Below are 19,605 nucleotides of genomic sequence, written 5' to 3' on the forward strand. Positions count from 1 at the left end.
ATAAATATACGGAGAATTTTGCGTGGATATTACCGAACTTTTGGCCTTTAGTGTAAAAAATAAAGCCTCTGATTTACATCTTTCTGCTGGATTACCACCCATCATCCGGGTTGACGGAGAAATGCGGAAGCTCAATATTCCTGCTTTAGAACACAAAGAAGTACATAACTTGATTTTCGAAATCATGAATGACAAGCAGCGCAAAGAGTATGAGGAAAATTTAGAAACGGACTTTTCGTTTGAAGTGAAAGGGTTATCGCGCTTCAGGGTGAATGCCTTTATGCAAAATCGTGGAGCGGCAGCGGTGCTTAGAACCATTCCGAGCGAAATTTTAAGTTTAGATGATTTAGGTGCGCCACAAATCTTCAAAGATATCATCAACCAACCGACTGGTATTGTGTTGGTAACGGGGGCGACCGGTTCTGGTAAGAGTACAACTTTGGCCGCCATGGTTGATCATATCAACCGCACTAAACGTGAGCACATATTGACCATTGAAGATCCTATTGAATTTGTCCACGAAAATAAATTATGTGTGTTAAATCAAAGGGAAGTACATCGCGATACGCACAGTTTTAACAATGCTTTGCGCTCAGCCCTGCGTGAAGATCCGGATATTATTTTAGTGGGCGAGCTAAAGAGATCTAGAAACCATTAGATTGGCGATTTCTGCTGCAGAAACCGGGCATTTGGTATTTGGTACCTTGCATACTAACTCTGCTCCCAAAACGATTGACCGCCTAATAGACGTATTCCTCTGCCGCCGAGAAATCAATGATCCGCTCCATGTTATCAGAGTCTTTACGAGCTGTTATTTCACAAACCTTATTGAAAAAAGTGGGCGGGGGCAGAGTCGCCGCCCATGAAATTATGTTAGGTACACATGCCATTCGAAATTTAATTCGAGAAGACAAAGTGCCGCAAATGTATTCAGTGATCCAAACCGGTCAACAACATGGTATGCAAACTATGGATCAATGCTTACAAGGGTTAGTGGCGCAAGGCTTGATTACAGCCCAAGATGCAGCCGCTAAATCTATCGACAAGAAACCTGCTACGGGCTTTTAAGGATTAATCAATGGAACTTGGACCTTATTTAGAGGCAATGCAAGACTTAGCTGCTTCGGATTTATTTATCACCGTTGGCTTTCCTGTTAGCGCAAAAGTGAATGGCAGCATGACGCCTGTTGGTGGCAGTAATCTGACCGATGAAGATGCCATGGCATTGGTACATGATGCCATGACAGAGAAACAAAAAATCGAGTTTGAGCAAACAAAGGAATGTAACTTTGCTATTGCCAAAGATAATATTGGGCGTTTTAGATGCAGTGCTTTTTGGCAACGAGATATGCCGGGGATGGTAATAAGACGTATTGTTACGCAAATTCCACAGGTAGCTGATCTTGGTTTGCCAGCAGCGTTGCAAGACGTGATTATGTCTAAGCGCGGCTTAGTGCTGTTTGTGGGGGCGACAGGCACCGGAAAATCGACTTCTTTGGCAGCACTGATAGGCCATCGCAATCACCACTCGAAAGGACATATTTTGACTATAGAAGATCCGATCGAATTTGTGCATGAACATGCTAACTGTGTAGTGACGCAAAGAGAAGTAGGCATAGACACCCATTCTTTTGATGATGCCCTCAAAAGCTCGTTGCGCCAAAGCCCCAGATGTGATTTTAATTGGTGAAATACGCTCTATGGAGACCATGGAATATGCCATGTCCTTTGCCGATACTGGGCATTTATGTGTCGCTACGTTACATGCGAATAATGCCAACCAAGCAATTGAGCGAATTATGCATTTGGCACCACCAGATCAACATGAAAAATTGCGCTTTGATTTGAGTCTCAACATGCGAGCTATTGTGGCTCAACAATTGGTACCCACCGCCGATGGTAGTGGCCGTGTTGCGGCGGTAGAGATTTTACTTAATTCACCGTTAGTCATTGATCTAATTCAGCGAAACGAAATTGGTAGTCTAAAAGATGCGATGAAAAAAGGTAAAGAAATGGGGATGCAGAGTTTTGACATGGCTCTGTACGAGCTTTATCAGGCTAAAAAATCACCTTGGAACATGCGCTTCATCACGCTGACTCTCCAAACGATCTACGCTTAATGATAAAATTGGACTCGGACAATGGCCATGCCTTAGGCTCACTTTCAAATGTGTCGATTGATATGGATTAGGGGTTTGGGGTCGTCAGATATTTTTTTTCATTGTTCGGCAGTACAAAGGAATATTCATTTTGCAACTAGTTTACACCCATCACGATCGTTTTATGGTCTTTCAAGTAAAGCAACTACTTGAAGATAATGCTATCCCTTGCTTTATAAAAAATGAGTTTTGCAATTGGCGCTATGGGAGAGCTATCAACCATAGATGTATTTCCTGAAGTTTGGTTGTATGACAACGAATGGTCTCCAAAGGCTATGGCGCTTGTCAAGGCATTCGAAGCTCAACCATTGGTCGATACACCCCATATTGCCCCCAATGCCAAGAACAAAATGACGCCAATTTTGAAGTCTGCTGGCAATGCGCCACCAATCGGCCTGAATAATGATTGTTAGTTCTAGAATGCTTTATTTATCATGGGATTAACGGATAGTGAATAATCACCAACAAATAGAAATGTTTATCGAAGCTATGTGGTTAGAAAAAGGGTTAAGTGAAAATACCTTAAGTGCATATCGAACAGACTTAACTAAATTCTCGTTGTTTTTAAACCAAGCCAACTCATTGTTTAGTACGTTTCAACAGGATGCTCTTAATCAGTATTTAGCTCAAAGATACGACAGCGGTTTATCAGAGCGCAGTACTGCAAGGTTTCTAAGTAGTTTACGTCAGTATGTGCCAGTATCTGCTCAGGCAGAAAATCCGTGTCGATGATCCCGTCAGTTTACTGCAAAATCCCAAATTGGCGCAGACGTTACCCAAAACCTTGTCAGAACAAGAAGTGGATGATTTATTACATGCGCCAATTACTGATGATCCCATTCAACTACGTGACAAAGCCATGCTTGAAATACTCTATGCAACGGGCTTGCGGGTTACTGAATTGGTTAGTTTAAGACTTGACCAGTTGAGTATTCAGCAAGGCGTTGTACGGGTGACAGGTAAAGGCAACAAAGAAAGACTAGTGCCACTTGGCGAGGAAGCCATTGATTGGCTGACGGTATTTTTAAAACAAGGTCGTGGGTTATTACTAAAATCAGAAAGTGATATTGTGTTTCCTAGTAAACGGGGTGTGGCGATGACTAGGCAGACCTTCTGGCATCGGATTAAATTCTATGCCCAGGTGGCAGGCATACGCGTGAATTTATCGCCACACACTTTGCGTCACGCATTTGCCACACATTTGTTAAATCACGGCGCAGATTTACGAGTGGTACAAATGTTACTTGGTCACAGTGATTTATCAACCACGCAAATATACACCCATGTAGCCACTGAGCGTTTGCAAAAGTTGGTGGCAGAGCATCACCCTAGAGGTTAGTGTTAACCCTTACAGTCAGCAAAGAAACGGCAACTTTATCTGCTTCTATTCACCAAGAAGCCTTTGACTGCTAATTCCAAGGGGATAATTATCTGGCAATGTTCCCTTACAAAAAGGAGTTGGAAAGTTTAATATGAAAACGTAAACTCCGGTTGCAAAGTATCAAATCGAAATAGACAAAGCGATGAATTGTAAACCTTTGGTTTACTTTTCAGCTTCCGTTAGACTGATTGTTTTCAAGCATGAAATTATTTAGGCCGTTGCAGGTCTTATCTATATTATTGGACTTACTTTAGGAAAATTATGAACAATGTAAAAATATTATCGATTGGCTTTATCGGTATGTTGGTTCTGACAACATTTGTTGTTTCAGTGGACCGTGCAATTGCCGGTGCTGATATTGAAACTAACGGAGTATCTGCTTCGACAGCATCTCAATCAACCTCAGTAAGCACCGATCACGCTTCAAATTGGCAGCAAGTCAAAAATAAAGTTCGACGCACATTGCAGCTAAATGTCAGTTCAATCGCCGAGTCACCGGTACCTGGCTTGCTTCAAGTTATGACCGAAAGAGGCTTATTTTATGTCAGTAGTGATGGTAGGTATTTTGTTCAAGGGCGTATTTTCAATCTTGATGCGGATATGCGCAATGAAACTGAGGCGGCACTTACCAGTACGCGTTTGAGTGGCTTAGAAGAATTCAAAGGCACCTTTATTGAATATAAAGCAGATAAAGAAAAATACGTAGTCAATGTATTCACCGACATTACTTGTGGCTATTGTCGCAAGTTGCATGAGCAGATGTCAGATTATAATGATTTAGGTATTACAGTGCGTTATTTGGCATTCCCACGAGCGGGTTTAGACGGACAATCGTACAAAGATATGGTTTCGGTTTGGTGCTCTGAGAACCAGCAAAAAGCAATGAATGATGCAAAAGGCGGGGCGCAAGTACCCGCTAAATCATGTAATGCTAAGGTCGCTGAGCAATACGCATTTGGCCAAAGTATCGGTGTGAATGGTACGCCGAACATCATTCTACCAGATGGTTCTGTTATACCTTGGTTATCAGCCTCCTGAGAAACTAGAAGAAGCATTAAAAGCAATGATGTAAACCTTTCTTGCCCGTTTGCTTATATGCAAACGGGCATATTTTCGCATATGGAATGAACTTATGCCTGCCGTGCAAATTTCCCGCAGACCTCACAAAAACACTGATCACCTTCCTACCGATATACACCCAAGACTAAGACAGATATACGCTGATAGAGGGGTAGAAAGTGCTAATCAATTAAGCCGTAGCGCTCAAGCATTGTTGCATTATCAACAACTTACGGGTATTGAGCAGGCGGTGACTTTGTTGGTAGAAGCCATTAGCCAACAAAAAAATAATGATTGTGGGAGATTTTGATGCAGATGGCGCCACAAGTACCGCTTTGAGTCTGTTATCTTTACGTGCCATGGGGGTGACTAGCTGTGATTATTTAGTACCCAATCGTTTTGATTTCGGCTATGGCTTAAGTCCTGAAATAGTGGAAGTCGCCGCGTCGCATCAAGCTGAGGTTTTAATCACTGTTGATAATGGTATTAGCTGTTTTGCAGGGGTCGAAAAAGCCAAGTCACTGGGAATGACGGTCATTATTACTGACCACCATTTGGCCGCTGAATCATTGCCGATTGCAGATGCTATCGTCAATCCCAATCAACCAGGTGCGAGTTTTTATCAAAAAACTTAGCTGGCGTGGGGGTGGCATTTTACTTAATGCTAGCTTTGCGAGCGAAGTTAAAAGAAAACGCTTGGTTTGTACAAAAACAAATCCCTGTTGCTAATTTAGCCGATTTACTCGATTTAGTCTCTTTAGGGACAGTGGCAGACGTCGTGCCCCTTGATGAGAATAATCGAATTTTGGTCCACCAAGGATTACAACGCATACGCAGCGACAAATGCAGACTACAGGCATTCAAGCGATTTTGGAAGTCGCAGGCAAAGATAAAAGCCGCCTCGTGGCCTCTGATTTGGGGTTTGTCGTTGGCCCTAGGTTAAATGCCGCAGGGCGTTTAGATGACATGTCTTTGGGGATTGAGTGTTTGATCACAGATGATTCGGCTCGAGCAAGACAAATTGCTGTGCAGTTGGATAGCTTGAACCGAGAAAGGCGAGAGATCGAAAGCTCAATGCAGCAAGAGGCCGTTAAGGCATTAGACGCATTAAATATTGAAGCGAGTCAATTACCTTATGGACTTGTGCTCTATCAAGCTGATTATCATCAGGGGGTAATTGGTATTTTAGCTGGTCGAATAAAAGATAAATATCACCGACCAACAATCGCTTTTGCTCACCAAGACGATGATACGTTGAAAGGCTCTGCGCGCTCGATCCCTGGATTGCATATTCGTGACCTGCTGGAAGAAATCAAAAATAGGTATCCAGACGTTATTGGTAAATTTGGTGGGCACGCTATGGCTGCTGGTTTGAGTTTGCCATTGGAGAATCTCGCTGCTTTTAAAACGGTGTTTAATCAAGTCGCAGAGGAAGCATTGCGGGATAAACCCTTGGCAGGAGAGTTAATTTCAGATGGTGAGTTACAAGGGACAGATTTTACGTTGGCTTTTGCGCAGACGCTAAAAAACGCTGGTCCATGGGGGCAGGGTTTTCCCGAACCCCTGTTTGATGGTGAGTTTCAGTTAATCGAGCAAAAAATAGTCGGCAGTAAACATCTAAAAATGTTGGTAAAAAATGCTGGTGGTGTGTTATTCGATGCGATTGCATTTAATGTTGATACCGACCTGTGGCCAAACCCAAGGTGCACAGTAGTGAATTTGGCTTATAAGCTTGATATCAACGAATTTCGTGGTCGAACAAGCTTGCAACTCATGGTGGAAGGTTTAAACGCGCTTTAATCTTAAGACTAATCATTTATGAAGTTACTGATAAGTGCTAAACTTGCTTTTTTAGCTAACTCAAAAAGTGGTCATGGCAAAAAAATCTGATGTAGAAAAGTTACTCGATAAACACGATAACCTCACGCACTCCGAAGAAATGACGGTTGTTTCTCATGTTCAACGTAAAGACGATGATTGGTTTTTGAATACGTTATTGGTTGAAGGAACCGATGTTCCGTTTAAATTTCGTCGTCGAAAAGTCTACAAAAACCTCACTGGCGCTCGAGTTAATTTAACTTACTACCCAATAACGGAAGAAATTGCCGGCATGGACTTTGAAGCTATGAAGGTTGTACGCATAAAAGTTAGCTAAAGCGCAACGATTCTACTTTTCAGGAAATTCTTTTGGATCCCCAGCAAATAAACGGCTTTTTGTTGCATAGACGCGAGTATCGAGAAACTAGTTATTTAACTGATTTTTTTACTGCGGAACTTGGAAAAATAAGTGCTGTGGTCAAAGGTGTGCGTGGCAGCAAAGGTGATAAAAAAGTTTACTGCAATCATTTCAGCCCTTGTTGTTTAATGTCTCCGGTAAGCATGAATTGCGAAACTTGTATCAACTTGAATCAAGTGCATCAATGTACCGTTTAACGGGGCACCACTTGTTTTCAGCTATGTACATCAATGAAATTCTCAATAGGCTTCTACCTAAAGAAGTGCCTCATCCAGAATTGTACAGCTTATATCAAAAAAGCCTTGAATTACTTAATAGTGACTGCAAAATCGAACCCTGCTTACGGGAGTTTGAACTGAACCTGTTAACGGAGCTAGGCTATGGATTTGACTTAACCTGTGAGTTTGATAGCGGCCAAGCTATCGATCCTAATAGTGAGTATTGCTTAGTGTTAGAGCAAGGTATGAAGCGAATTGGCCCAGATTTTAAAGGGGCGGGGCGATTTTATGGAAATGCACTACTACAGATGAGTGAATTGACATGGACCCCTGCTAGCCTGCATTGTGCAAAATACATCAATAGAACGGCTTTGACTCATTTACTAGGTAGTAAACCGTTGAAGAGTCGCGAGTTATTTTTACAAACTTGGCATACAAAAAGCTCTTTTGTGGAGCAAAAAGGATAAAACCATATGCAAGATATTTTATTAGGGGTCAATATAGATCACATCGCTACTTTGCGAAATGCGCGAGGGACGTCCTATCCTGATCCCGTGCATGCAGCAGAAATAGCTGAACGGGCTGGAGCCGATGGTATTACGGTACATTTACGTGAAGACAGGCGTCATATTACCGATCGCGATGTACAGCTTTTAAGCCAAACGATCCAAACGCGTATGAATTTAGAAATGGCCGTGACCGACGAAATGTTAAGCATCGCAGAACAAACAGCACCACAGTTTTGTTGTTTAGTGCCAGAAAAGCGAGCAGAGCTTACCACTGAAGGGGACTTGACGTTGCGGGCAATCTAGCGCGAATGACAACGGCTTGTGCACGTTTAGCGGACGCTGGTATTTTGGTGTCGCTGTTTATTGACGCAGACAAACGTCAAATCGATGCTGCTGTGGCGACAGGCGCGCCCTTTATTGAAATTCATACCGGTCAATATGCCGAAGCCAAAACCGAGCAGCAGCAACAACAAGAATTAATGATTTTAATTGACGGGATCCAATACGCTCATAGTAAGGGCTTAACAGTTAATGCCGGACATGGTTTGCATTACCACAATGTTAAACCTATTGCGGCCATTCCAGAATTGTATGAGCTAAATATTGGCCATGCCATTATTGCGCGAGCAGCCTTTGATGGCTTAGAAAAAGCAGTAGCAGATATGCGCAAGTTAATGCAAGAAGCGCGAGCGTAATCAATGATTGCAGGTTTAGGCACAGACATAGTTGAGATTGCTCGTATAGAGCGTCAATTAGAAAAGTCCCAGCGTTTAGCTGTTAGAGTGCTGAGTGCCCCCGAGATGCAGCAATTTTTGCAACATAAATTCCCTGCTCGTTTTTTAGCTAAACGTTTTGCCGCAAAAGAAGCGGCCGTTAAAGCTTTAGGTACGGGGATTGCTTCTGGAATTAGTTTTCAAGATGTTGAAGTTCAGAATTTAGCCTCTGGACAGCCAGTATTGAAGTTTAGCGGACGTTTTTTTGAACTTTGCGAGCAGAGAGGCATCCACAGCAGTGTTATTTCAATTTCTGATGAACAACATTACGCAATGGCGACAGTTATCTTAGAGTTTGCTTGATTGCCATAAATAGATAGACATGTGCACTAGATTGGTGAATCGAGAGTGTTAACTATACAGATAAATTGTATGAGGTTAGAATTTTTGCTGAATTATGTCACTGCTAGGATATCAACTGAGCAATCAGGTTAACTTTAAGAGCCAGATCGAGAATAGGATTTTAGATGGTTTCAATTCGTACCGTACATGAAGAACAGCGCCCACCATTTGACGAATGGTTAGCGGGTTTAAATTTATCAGACAGCAGTAAGCAAAAGCTACAAGATGTATCTGATACCCCTGAAATTCTGTTGATCGGACAAGAAATGGTGGAAATTCTTCATGAGCTACATATGGATGATGAAACCCTGCAGGCTGCCTTGGTATATCCCTATTGCGAACTGCACCAGCTGACTGAAAAGCAAATCGAAGAGAAGTTTGGCGAAGGCATTCAAAAGTTAATTGTCGGCGTAAGACGGATGGACGCCATTAAGTCTTTACACACAAGAGCCAACAGCGCTAAGAAAAATGATGAAGCGCAAATCGATAATGTTCGACGCATGTTGTTAGCCATGGTTGAAGATGTACGGGCGGTTGTGTTGAAACTAGCTGAACGAATATGCACCCTGCAGTCGGTTAAGAATGAAGACGAAGAAACCAAAGTATTGGTGGCCAGAGAATGCTCCACTATATATGCTCCATTAGCCAACCGCTTAGGCATAGGACAACTAAAGTGGGAGTTAGAAGATCACTCTTTTCGATACTTGCATCCAGAAACCTATAAGAGAATTGCTAAATTACTAGATGAAAGACGAACCGACCGCGAACTCTACATAGATGACTTTGTCAATGAATTGCAAACAGTCTTAGATAGTCAAAACATACAAGCAAAGGTCTATGGCCGACCGAAACACATTTACAGCATTTGGAAGAAAATGCAGAAGAAGCACTTGAGTTTTGATCAACTCTACGACATTCGTGCGGTACGTATCATCGCCGAGCGTTTGCAAGATTGCTATGCGGCTTTAGGCGTTGTGCATTCCCATTGGAAACATATACCTCAAGAGTTCGACGATTACATTGCGACGCCAAAACCGAACGGCTATCAGTCTATCCACACGGTGACACTAGGTAAGCAAGGCAAAACAATTGAAATCCAGATCCGCACCAAGAAAATGCATGATGATGCTGAGCTTGGCGTGGCAGCGCATTGGCGATACAAAGAGGGGACGACGTCTGGACGCTCGGCGTACGAAGAGCGGATTAATTGGTTACGTAAAATTCTACAATGGCAAGAAGAGGTTGCCGACAGCGGTGATATAGTTGAAGAGCTTCGCAGCCAGGTATTCGATGATAGGGTGTACGTGTTTACCCCAAATGGCGATGTGGTTGATTTACCTCTTGGTTCAACGCCATTGGATTTTGCTTATTATATTCATAGTAACGTTGGCCACAGATGCAATGGGGCTAAGGTAAGTGGACGCATTGTTCCTTTTACGTATCAATTACAAACGGGCGATCAGGTTGAAGTACTGACTGGAAAACAATCCAATCCCAGCCGAGATTGGATGCATCCAGAGTTTAGGTTATGTGTATTCCTCTAGAGCTAGAGCGAAAATTCAAACTTACTTCAAGAAGCAAGACAAAGATAAGAATATACATGCCGGAAAAGACATACTAGATCGTGAATTGGCTAAAGTGCATATTGATCCTAAAACGGCCAGTGATGCCACCGAACGTTTTAATTTTCAAAGCCCAGAGGACCTGTATGCTGCGATAGGTGCTGGGGACATTCGGATCATGCAAGTGGTGCACTTTTTACAACAAAAACATACTCCTCCACCCCCACCTGAATTAGATTTGGACCCGCGAATACGCCCACGAAAACCGCAATCTGCTAAACTGAAAAAAGACAGTATAGTCGTTGAAGGTGTGGGTAATTTAATGAATCAACTTGCAGGTTGTTGCCAGCCATTACCCGGCGAGCCAATAATGGGCTATATCACGCAAGGCCGTGGTGTCAGTGTGCATAAGGATAACTGTGAACAGCTAAATCACTTATTGGATATGCATCCTGAACGACAGATAGAGGTGAATTGGGCTGCTAATTTAGATGCCGCTTTTCAAGCCAAACTGCAAGTTCTCAGTACAGATAGAGCTGGAGTATTAAGAGATCTAACCACAGAACTGGCGAATGAAAACGTCACTTTGCTAGGGGTCAATAGTTTGAGTGATAAAGGAAAAAATACGGCCAAAATAGAACTGAGTTTAGAAGTTAAAAATTCTCGAAGCTTAGCTAAAATTATTAATCGGCTGCAGCAAGTAAGAGATGTCATTGATGTGTTTAAGGCTGAGTCCTAATGGCCCAAGCCCAATTAGACAAACTGTTAGATATCATGCGACAACTTAGGGATCCCGAAACAGGTTGCCCTTGGGATAAAGAGCAGAGTTTTTCATCCATAGTTCCTTACACCATAGAAGAAACCTATGAAGTGGCAGAGGCTATTTTTAATGGCAATATGGCAGAGATTAAGGATGAATTAGGTGACTTGTTGTTTCAAGTTGTGTTTTACGCGCAGCTTGGTAGCGAACAAGGAGACTTTGACTTCACAGATATTGTGCAAGCCTTGAGTGAAAAACTGGTGCGTCGACACCCACATGTTTTTTGCAATGTGCCAGCTAGAGAGTCAGTAGATTTATCTCAGCAATGGGAACAAATCAAAAGCCAAGAGCGCCGTGCAAAAGGCATCGGTCGTGACAACAGTATTTTAGCTAATGTAAGCCAAGGACTGAGCCCTTTGCTCCGAGCGGAAAAGTTGCAAAAGAAATGCGCTACAGTCGGGTTTGACTGGAGCGAGTTCCCTCCGGTTGTAGATAAAATTCATGAAGAAATTGAAGAAGTGTTGGTAGAAGTCAACGCTGAAAATGTGGATCAACAAGCTGTAGAAGAAGAAGTTGGCGATTTAATGTTCTCGGTGGTTAATTTGGCTAGGTTTTGCAACGTCAATCCAGAGAGTGCGTTAATCAAAGCGAACAGTAAATTTGAAAAGCGCTTTAGGAAAGTTGAAGCATTACTCAAAGAACAAGGTTCTAACCTTGAAGAGTCAAGCTTAGAGCAAATGGAAGCTGCTTGGGGACAGATTAAAAAGCAATAGCGTCCAATTCCCACAAGAAATTCTCATTGTTGTCATACAGGGCAAAGAATTGTCAGTGCTTTTATGCTGCTTTTTTTGCATATCAGAACAGGGCAAAGTAATATTCGTCGCAATTATTTTTATCTTATTAATAGACTATGCCAGTAAATTTACCTTCAATTGAAAATCAAATATTGCCACCGGTTTCAGGCGTCCGTTTAGGTTGGGCTGAGGCCAACATTAAAAAGCCTAATCGCAAAGACTTATTAGTCATTGAAGTCGCAGAAGGTAGCCGAGTGTCTGGGGTGTTTACGCAAAACCGTTTTTGTGCCGCGCCGGTTCATATTTGTAAACGTCATTTAGCAGAGTCGAAGCAAATTAACGCGCTACTTATTAATACTGGTAATGCTAATGCGGGTACTGGTGAACGAGGTATGCGAGATGCGTTAACCAGTTGTGAGCATTTAGCTAAGTTACTAAAGGTGCCAGTTAATTCAATTTTACCTTTTTCTACAGGGGTTATTTTAGAGCACTTACCTATGGATAAATTGTTGGCCGGCATCGCACCTGCTGTGTCAAAATTAGCCGAGGATGCATGGAAACCTGCCGCTTGGTCAATTATGACAACAGACGTGGCACCTAAAGCCTACGCTACATCCTGTCAGCTAGCAGGCTTGCCAATACAAGTTACTGGGATATCTAAAGGGGCAGGAATGATCCACCCCAATATGGCGACTATGTTGGGGTTTGTGGCCACCGATGCTGCTATCTCGCAATCTTTGTTAGATAAAATGACCAAACACATTGCCGATTTGTCGTTTAATTGTATTTCAGTTGATGGTGATACTTCTACCAATGACTCTTTTATTATCATCGCCAGCGGTAAAGCGGGAAATCCTGAAATCACCAGCCCAGAAGACCCAGGCTATGCAGATATTTTCAATGCATTGCTTGAAAGCGCTCAGTATTTAGCCAAAGCAATAGTGCGAGATGGTGAAGGGGCGACCAAATTTATTACGGTAAACGTAGCAGGGGCAAAGTCAGTCGATGAGGCTAAGACGGTTGGTTTTGCTATCGCCAAAAGCCCTCTGGTAAAAACCGCGATGTTTGCCTCTGACCCTAACTTGGGTCGAGTGTTAGCGGCGATTGGATATGCTTCTCGAGAGTGTACTTCTTTGCAAGACTTGGACGTAGATCAAATAGAATTATATTTTGCAGATGTATTGGTTGCTGAAAAGGGAGGGCGAGCAGAGAGTTATACAGAAAGTGCCGGTCAAGACATTATGCAACAGGCTGAAATTGATATTACTGTGCAACTCAATCGTGGTTCTGAAAAGTCTACTATCTGGAGTTGTGATTTCAGTTACGATTATGTGCGCATAAATGCAGAGTATCGAACCTAATGATGTTGTTATGAATGTTGATAGCCATTATCAACATTCACTGAGTTCGATGTCTATGACGGGTTCCATATTGACACCTGTCGATTGCCGATAACGAATATAACACTGTATGTTTCCAGCGTTTTCTGAAATATTGCCGTGCCAGTAAACCCATGCACCAGAATAAATACTCGCTCGGCTGTGCCACTCTTTATCTTTGAGATCATTTGCCCAGTCACCTTCATCAAAGTTTATGGCAGCGCTAATACCTTCCTTCGTTCCCGCTGGGTAGCCATAAACGACATCAACCGTTTGTCCATTTATGCTAACTTCGGCAGACGGCTGTTTTGCAACACCAGCTATTACAGATTTACTGTAGACTAAGGCGGAGGCGCTTCTAACTGTGCCTGCTAAATTCTGACTTGATGCGACTATTGCATTAGAGCGAAAGTCTATAAACTTTGGTAACGCTGTAACGGCTAATATGCCAAGAATAACAATGACAATGATGAGTTCAACTAATGTAAATCCCGTTTTATTCTTTTTAATCATTACTACCTGCAATCTTAGTTAACCTGAGTTCTGGATAAGAAGTATCGTTTAAGCCAAACAATCCAACGCCACTAGACACAAAAAAGAGCGTTAGTCAGAAGTTCGTCTTATCCAGGATTCAGCTTAGTTACTAATCCACTGTGCCAAAGTTCAATAAAATGACGCGCTATTAAAATCAAATTGTTTGTTGAGCCTAGTGTAGGCCTCTCAAAAGGCGATACATTGTAAACATATACTGTAACCCTTTGTAAAATAAATTTAAAATAGGTTAAAGAGTTGTTTATTGATGTTTAATGATCGCGACTTGGGGTTCTCGTTTTTATTGCTTTAGCCTCAACTGGTTTGTCTAGATGTTTCCAGAAATGCAGGGCGTGGTGTATCCCTTTATCTGCGTCTATCCCTATCAAATATAAACAAGGGGTAAATATTAGCGTGGTAAGTGTGGCAAATACTACCCCGTAGGCAAGTGACACCACCATAGGCACCAAAAATTTTGCCTGTTCCGTGTCTCCTGAAAGCATTGGGATAAGGCCGACAAAAGTGGTTAAAGAAGTGAGAAATATTGGCCTAAAACGGGAGCGGCAAGCCTCTTTTATTGCCGCAAATGAGCTTTTACCTTGAGCCCGTAAATTGTTCAGGCAGTCTATCAATACTAGGTTATCGTTTACCACTACCCCTGCTGCGGCTAAAATGCCTAACATTGAAAACGCTCCAAAATAGACATTGTGGGCAAGGTGCCCAAAGATAGAGCCAGTAAAAGCAAAAGGAATGGCAGACATAATCAACAGCGGCTGAGTATAGGATTTAAATGCGACAGCCATCAGTACGTAGGCGATAAATAACGCCAACCCTTCATAATGATAGACTTTATCCATGAACTCGTCTTGGTTGCGTGAGCGGCCTTTTCTGTCCATATTTACTTCAGGGTTACGTTTTGCCCACTCAGTTAAATAATCCGCTCTAATTTTTTCTTTTAATGCATTCAAGTTGTTTCCAGCGTAGTCCGCATATACCCAAGCGACTTTCATACCGTCTCGTCTCTGGATACGGCTGATCCCTAGTTTAAGCTCGATATTGACTAAGTTCACTAAAGGTATTTCATTTTTTTGCCTTGTGCGAATTTTTAAAGAGTACAAAGAATCTATATTTTCTCTCTCAGCCCTAGTGTAGTGAACCCTAACTCTGGAATCACCCCTTCTCGCGGCAACCTTTGCACTTCTTGCCCATAGAAAGCTTGTTTAACTTGTTGGCTTATATCTTTTAGTGTTACGCCCAGTGCCTCTGCTCCAGGTTTCATGGTAAACATAATTTCTTTGCTACCGCGGGCTAAACTGTCCCTAACTAAATATACATCGTCATATTCCGCAAGGTGATTCTTGAGCTCCTTGACCGCCACAGTCATAGCGTCAATATTATTACTTTGGACCATAAAGGCCACTTTGGGCTCTCGTTCATTCAAGGTGGCTTTGAACTGAATTTCTTCTGCATCAGGAATTTCACCAATATACTCAGTCAATAAATTGGTGGCTGTGTCAGTATCAATAATCCGTTCATCATAAGGTACTAGTTTTAGATAACTGGCGATGGTGCTGCCATAAATGCGGCTGTAGTGATGAGCAATGAATTCGCCTTTACCGTCGCTGCTTAAGTCAGCCACATATTTAGTTAGCTTCTCTTGGCCTGCGTTCATTTGACTCAGTACTTGCTGCATTCTTTCAAAAGAGACGTTTTCAGGCAAAGAAATATTTAGCCGAATGGTGTCGGCTTCAATTTTGGGTTCAAAGGATTGTAAAACAAAATTATCGTTTAAAAGTTTAACCGACAAACAAAAAACAAGAATGAATATCGCTACCACTATATATCGCCAGCGCAGTAATAAGTCGATAAATGGACCATAAATATGACTGCCAACCCAAGTTAAAAAATCGGCAAATTTCTTTTGAAAGCGTGCTAACTTTGATGGTTTATTGCCTGGCTCATCATCGGGTAAATGGCGTAAGTGAGAAGGTAAAATAAACAAAGCTTCAAACAACGAGAAGCATAAAGCTAGCATCACCACTATGGCAATGGTGCGTGTAAATTCAGCTGTGCTGCCTAGGTAAAAATGCCATGGGCATAAATACTATAATAGTGGTGAGCACGCCAAATACAACGGGTTTGGCTACGGCTTGTACGCCTAAAAGTGCGGCTTTTTCACCATGATGCCCAAGTTCATGTTGTTTATGAATGCTTTCACCAATAACAATGGCGTCATCTACCACTATGCCAATGACCATCATAAAGGCGAATAGAGACAACATGTTAAGAGACACTGAAAAACTGGGTAATAACCAAAATGCAGCGGCAAAGGCGGTGCCTATCCCCACAGAAACCCACAGTGCAATACGAGGTTGTAGAAACAGCAGGAGTAGGCTGAAAACTAGTATTAAGCCGCTAATTGCATTGTTAAATATGGTGTCTAGTCGACTTTGATAGGCGTTATTCCAATCTTCCCAAATTGTTAGATTAACCCCATCTGGCAGGCGTTTAACTTTTTCTTCAATATACTCTCTAACATTGGCTGACATAACAGGAATATTCATATAATCCCCGTTGTATACGTCGATTAACAATGCCACTTCTCCGTCGAAGGATGAGTAGCGTTTACTGATTGCTAAGCCGTCATAAATCGTGGCGACGTCTCCCAATCTTAGAATGGCTCCATCTGGTGAATGGCGAACAATTATTTTTTCAAAGTCGACTTGTTTTTCTGCTCTATTTCTGACGTTTAAACGAAAAGTTTCGGTTTCGCCAAATACACTTCCAGCGGAAGTGTTAATAGAGTTATTGCGCACAGCTGCTTCTATTTCGCTGAAGGTCAGTCCGTATTGACGTAATTTTTGCTCAGTGACTTGAATGGATATTTCTTCATTGGTATCACCATTGATGTCGACATTAGTGATCAGTGGTAATGCAGCGACTTCTCGTCTGATTTCTTGAGCTATTTTGTTCAGCATTAACTCATCGATATTGCCGTGTAGGGCAATTCTTATCATTTGATCGCGCTTGATACGTTCCGTTACTATTGGTCTCTCTGCGTCGCTTGGTAGACCATTCACTGAGTTTATTTTTTCGCGAATGTCATCCGAGAACTTTCGTCTGTCGACTCGTTCCTCGCCTGTAATAACAACATGAGCGCGCCCTTCGAAGGCGTTAGATACAACGGATTTTATCCCTTCTACGTTTTTCACCGCTTCTTCAAAACGCACAACCAATTGGTCTTCGATGTCTCTAGGGCTGGCCCCTCGCCACGTCATGCGAACATCCATGATCGGTAAACGTACGGTAGGAAAAGGTTCTTTTTCGATGGTTAGCATGTAAGCCATACTGCCAGCTACAATGAGTATTAGCATGGCTAAATTGGCTGCTATGGGGTTGCGTATCCACCAAGCTAAAATCGAGTTACTTTGCATTTTCATGGCCCAATTTTGCTAATTTTTGAGGAGAATCAGTTTTGTTGTTACGTCTTTTTTCTGATTGGTTCGATCGTCTGATGAGTTCTTTTACGGGCTATTTGCCCATTGGGTAATAATGGCTGAATTGGCATGCCTGAAGTTGGAATGGCCAAAGCAGATACTATGACTAAGCTGTGATCGGGTAAGTTTCTGACAATAATTGAGTCTGGCTTACGCTGCACAATATCCGCAATTTCTACTTTAAGTTGGTTGTTCTCGTCTACTACCCATAATTGTTCATTACTACGTAATGCCAATTTAGGTAATTCAGTTACGTTATCGACTAATTGGCCGGTGATCTCAGCGTTAACAAACAAGCCTTTAAGCAAGGGGTACTGTTGACCTTTTTGGCTATGGACTTCTGCAACCGCATACAAACTGCGGGTTTGACTATCAATAGCCGCTTCTACTCGGATTATCTTGGCATGCCACTTTAATGCACTTTGTCCTACTTGAGCGGTTAAATTCACGTCGAATTTAGAATCTTGATAATGGCTGTAATAATCCAGAGGCAGGCCTATTTGAGTAAATTGCTCGGCGTTCATTGCAAGTCTTACTTCCATGACATCGTTGCCATGTATTTTGGCAACTACGCCTCCGCGATTTAAGTATTGGCCTTTAGTTAAGGTTTCTTTTTCAACTCGGCCGTCGAAAGGTGCAAATATTTGGGTTCTTTTTAAAGCGAGTTTAGCGATAGCTAAGTCAGCTTTAGCGGCTTCTAAAGACGCCTCGGCTTGTTTTAGTTGAGGTATTCCTCTGGCTAAGCTGGAAGGGTTTTTACGGCCCAAGTCGGCAAGTTCTCGTTGTGCCGATTCAGTTTCTGCTGTTACCTTGGCTAGTTGCTGTTCTGCCTGAGCCACTCTTGATTGTCTTTGGATGACTTCAAGCAGGTAATCGCTTTGGTCAATTTGAACCAGTAACTCGCCTTTAGTCACTTTGCCGCCATTCACTAGGTTGTCTGACAGGATCTCTATTTTGCCCGTTACTTCACTGCGAATTTCTAAATCTTCGGTAGGCAACATTTGGCCCTGACTATGACCTTTTAGTGAAGTGCTAGCTTGGATTGACTCGTGCACAAACACCTTATTTAGCTTCACTCGGGTGGGGCGTTCGTTAGGTTGCGGCTTATTGCTATCTAACCAGTTCACCACGGCTAAGCTAATAAATAACAAAATACCGGGGGCGACCAGCCACTTTATGAGCTTTCGAACTAACATGTTACGTGCGACGGGTTGCATATTATAAAGTCTCGCTTGAATGACGGGCGATGGGGAAGGGCTCACCCAAAGCTAAAATTAAGTTAACTCGATTTGATAAAATCGCAAACCGGCTACGGATCAGATTAACCTTGGCATTAATCCGACGAGTTTGTAAGTTTAGTAACTCAAAACTGCTGGCTAAACCATTTTGATAATTTTCTATAGTACGTTTTTCGGCGGCATGGATTTGTCTGAAAGCTTTGTCTAGTGCAACAAATCGTTGGCGTTGAATTCGCTCAGCGTAGAGTGCTTGTTCAATCTCTTGCCAAGCCGTCAAAAGTGTTTGTTGGTATTGGGCTAAAGCTAGATCTTGTCGAGCTTGTTTTAGTTTGATATCCGCATCGATAGTACCATTGTTAAAAATTGGTTGTACTAAGTCAGCGGTTAACGTAGCTAACCAATACTTCCAATCAAATAATTGACTGAGTTCTTCTCGGTTGGCGCGAATGTTGGCACCAATATTAATATCAGGCAAATAGCCCTTATCGGCTTCTTTACTACGATAATGGGCACTCAGTAGGCGATATTCAGCTGCAACTAAATCGTGACGTTGTTGCAGGACTTGTTTGGGGGAAATCACCTCAATAAGTTTAGGAATGCCAATTTCCTCCTTACTGTTTTCGATAGGTGTACTTGGGTACTTTCCTAGCAATAAGTTGAATCTCTGTTTCGCTAAATTAAGGTTTAAGCGTTGTTGGCTAAGAGCTGCTTGAATACTGTGCAAGCTGTTTAATGCTAAACGGTAATCCTGACTGCTGGTCAATCCAGAATCTAGACGTTGAGCGGTTATATCCACTCTTCGCTGTTGACTCGCTAGGTTTTGTTTAGACCAATACACCAATTCTTGACCCTGTTGTATATCTAGATAACGTAACAATACTTGCCCTATGATTGATTGCTTGGCCGCTCCAAGGTCAAACTTTGCAGCTTGTAAATCTGCCTCAGATGCAGCGCGGGTTGAGGCTAATTTTTGCCATAGGTCTAGCTCCCAACTTGCTCTGAAGCTAGCTGAATAGGAATTTTGCAGAGATTTGTCTTGGTCTTTTAATACTTGTTGTTTACGAGAGCCTAGGGTGGCATCTACGTCGGGTAGTTGGCTTGCATGAGTGGCCTGATTTGTTGCCTTGACTAATATTAAGACGAGCCAAGGCTACCTTTACCGTTAGG

The 19,605-nt window shown here is 42.4% G+C and carries 12 protein-coding genes and 7 pseudogenes; 14 read left to right on the top strand and 5 right to left on the bottom strand.

Translation table 11 applies throughout. From position 1 onward, the window contains the following. Positions 1-22 precede the first annotated feature (22 nt). From RS130_RS09650 to argJ, 14 genes and pseudogenes are all read left to right on the top strand, one after another. A pseudogene (locus RS130_RS09650) lies at positions 23-1,068 on the top strand (type IV pilus twitching motility protein PilT). A 10-nt stretch (positions 1,069-1,078) separates the two neighbouring features. Then, positions 1,079-2,191 (top strand): annotated as a pseudogene (locus RS130_RS09655) (PilT/PilU family type 4a pilus ATPase). A 150-nt stretch (positions 2,192-2,341) separates the two neighbouring features. Continuing rightward, the gene (locus RS130_RS09660; RefSeq protein WP_316025784.1) at positions 2,342-2,572 is read left to right on the top strand and encodes a hypothetical protein; all 231 of its coding nucleotides are present in this window, start codon (positions 2,342-2,344) and stop codon (positions 2,570-2,572) included. Positions 2,573-2,633: 61 nt separating this feature from the next. Then, positions 2,634-3,498: pseudogene (xerD, locus tag RS130_RS09665) on the top strand (site-specific tyrosine recombinase XerD). Positions 3,499-3,801: 303 nt separating this feature from the next. Further along, a complete protein-coding gene (gene dsbC / locus RS130_RS09670) occupies positions 3,802-4,578 on the top strand; it encodes a bifunctional protein-disulfide isomerase/oxidoreductase DsbC (protein ID WP_428982757.1) in 777 nt (258 codons plus the stop codon). 94 nt (positions 4,579-4,672) lie between these two features. Then, positions 4,673-6,399: pseudogene (gene recJ, locus RS130_RS09675) on the top strand (single-stranded-DNA-specific exonuclease RecJ). A gap of 73 nt (positions 6,400-6,472) precedes the next feature. Beyond that, entirely contained in the window at positions 6,473-6,754 is a 282-nt protein-coding gene (locus tag RS130_RS09680) for a hypothetical protein (RefSeq protein WP_316025785.1), read from the top strand. Between the two features lie 32 nt (positions 6,755-6,786). Beyond that, the gene (recO, locus tag RS130_RS09685; RefSeq protein ID WP_316025786.1) at positions 6,787-7,032 is read left to right on the top strand and encodes a DNA repair protein RecO; all 246 of its coding nucleotides are present in this window, start codon (positions 6,787-6,789) and stop codon (positions 7,030-7,032) included. Then, complete coding sequence (recO, locus tag RS130_RS09690) at positions 6,984-7,520, top strand: DNA repair protein RecO (RefSeq protein WP_316025787.1); 537 nt, start codon at positions 6,984-6,986, stop codon at positions 7,518-7,520. Before recO (RS130_RS09685) ends, recO (RS130_RS09690) begins: the two co-directional genes overlap by 49 nt. A gap of 6 nt (positions 7,521-7,526) precedes the next feature. Beyond that, positions 7,527-8,257, top strand: a pseudogene (pdxJ, locus tag RS130_RS09695) (pyridoxine 5'-phosphate synthase). Positions 8,258-8,260: 3 nt separating this feature from the next. Then, positions 8,261-8,638, top strand: a complete 378-nt coding sequence (gene acpS / locus RS130_RS09700; protein ID WP_316025788.1) for a holo-ACP synthase — start codon at positions 8,261-8,263, stop codon at positions 8,636-8,638. 164 nt (positions 8,639-8,802) lie between these two features. Then, a pseudogene (relA, locus tag RS130_RS09705) lies at positions 8,803-10,978 on the top strand (GTP diphosphokinase). Continuing rightward, positions 10,978-11,772 carry a nucleoside triphosphate pyrophosphohydrolase gene (gene mazG / locus RS130_RS09710; RefSeq protein WP_316025789.1) on the top strand — a complete coding sequence of 265 codons (795 nt, stop codon included), beginning with the start codon at positions 10,978-10,980 and terminating at the stop codon, positions 11,770-11,772. The pseudogene relA and the gene mazG overlap by 1 nt, the downstream one beginning before the upstream one ends. 137 nt (positions 11,773-11,909) lie before the next feature. Beyond that, the gene (gene argJ, locus RS130_RS09715) at positions 11,910-13,154 is read left to right on the top strand and encodes a bifunctional glutamate N-acetyltransferase/amino-acid acetyltransferase ArgJ (protein WP_316025790.1); all 1,245 of its coding nucleotides are present in this window, start codon (positions 11,910-11,912) and stop codon (positions 13,152-13,154) included. A gap of 30 nt (positions 13,155-13,184) precedes the next feature. Here the strand turns inward: argJ and RS130_RS09720 are convergent, their stop codons facing one another. The 5 genes and pseudogenes from RS130_RS09720 to RS130_RS09740 form a co-directional block, all read right to left on the bottom strand. Continuing rightward, positions 13,185-13,685, bottom strand: a complete 501-nt coding sequence (locus RS130_RS09720) for a prepilin-type N-terminal cleavage/methylation domain-containing protein (protein WP_316025791.1) — start codon at positions 13,683-13,685, stop codon at positions 13,185-13,187. 290 nt (positions 13,686-13,975) lie between these two features. Continuing rightward, positions 13,976-15,738: pseudogene (locus tag RS130_RS23730) on the bottom strand (efflux RND transporter permease subunit). Positions 15,739-15,766: 28 nt separating this feature from the next. Further along, a complete protein-coding gene (locus RS130_RS09730) occupies positions 15,767-17,143 on the bottom strand; it encodes an efflux RND transporter permease subunit (RefSeq protein ID WP_316025792.1) in 1,377 nt (458 codons plus the stop codon). A gap of 41 nt (positions 17,144-17,184) precedes the next feature. Beyond that, positions 17,185-18,417, bottom strand: coding sequence for an efflux RND transporter periplasmic adaptor subunit (locus tag RS130_RS09735; protein WP_316025793.1), 1,233 nt, complete (start codon positions 18,415-18,417; stop codon positions 17,185-17,187). Position 18,418: 1 nt separating this feature from the next. Next, positions 18,419-19,573: a TolC family protein gene (locus RS130_RS09740; RefSeq protein ID WP_316028018.1), complete on the bottom strand. Its 1,155-nt coding sequence runs from the start codon at positions 19,571-19,573 to the stop codon at positions 18,419-18,421. Positions 19,574-19,605: the final 32 nt, after the last annotated feature.

Source organism: Paraglaciecola aquimarina, assembly GCF_032464635.1.
Lineage (GTDB): Bacteria > Pseudomonadota > Gammaproteobacteria > Enterobacterales > Alteromonadaceae > Paraglaciecola > Paraglaciecola aquimarina.

Coding starts and splice junctions, on each gene's coding strand:
- RS130_RS09660 (WP_316025784.1), top strand. CDS start 2,342: ATGAGTTTTGCAATTGGCGCTATGGGAGAGCTATCAACCATAGATGTA.
- dsbC (WP_428982757.1), top strand. CDS start 3,802: ATGAACAATGTAAAAATATTATCGATTGGCTTTATCGGTATGTTGGTT.
- RS130_RS09680 (WP_316025785.1), top strand. CDS start 6,473: ATGGCAAAAAAATCTGATGTAGAAAAGTTACTCGATAAACACGATAAC.
- acpS (WP_316025788.1), top strand. CDS start 8,261: ATGATTGCAGGTTTAGGCACAGACATAGTTGAGATTGCTCGTATAGAG.
- mazG (WP_316025789.1), top strand. CDS start 10,978: ATGGCCCAAGCCCAATTAGACAAACTGTTAGATATCATGCGACAACTT.
- argJ (WP_316025790.1), top strand. CDS start 11,910: ATGCCAGTAAATTTACCTTCAATTGAAAATCAAATATTGCCACCGGTT.
- RS130_RS09720 (WP_316025791.1), bottom strand. CDS start 13,685: ATGATTAAAAAGAATAAAACGGGATTTACATTAGTTGAACTCATCATT.
- RS130_RS09730 (WP_316025792.1), bottom strand. CDS start 17,143: ATGAAAATGCAAAGTAACTCGATTTTAGCTTGGTGGATACGCAACCCC.
- RS130_RS09735 (WP_316025793.1), bottom strand. CDS start 18,417: ATGCAACCCGTCGCACGTAACATGTTAGTTCGAAAGCTCATAAAGTGG.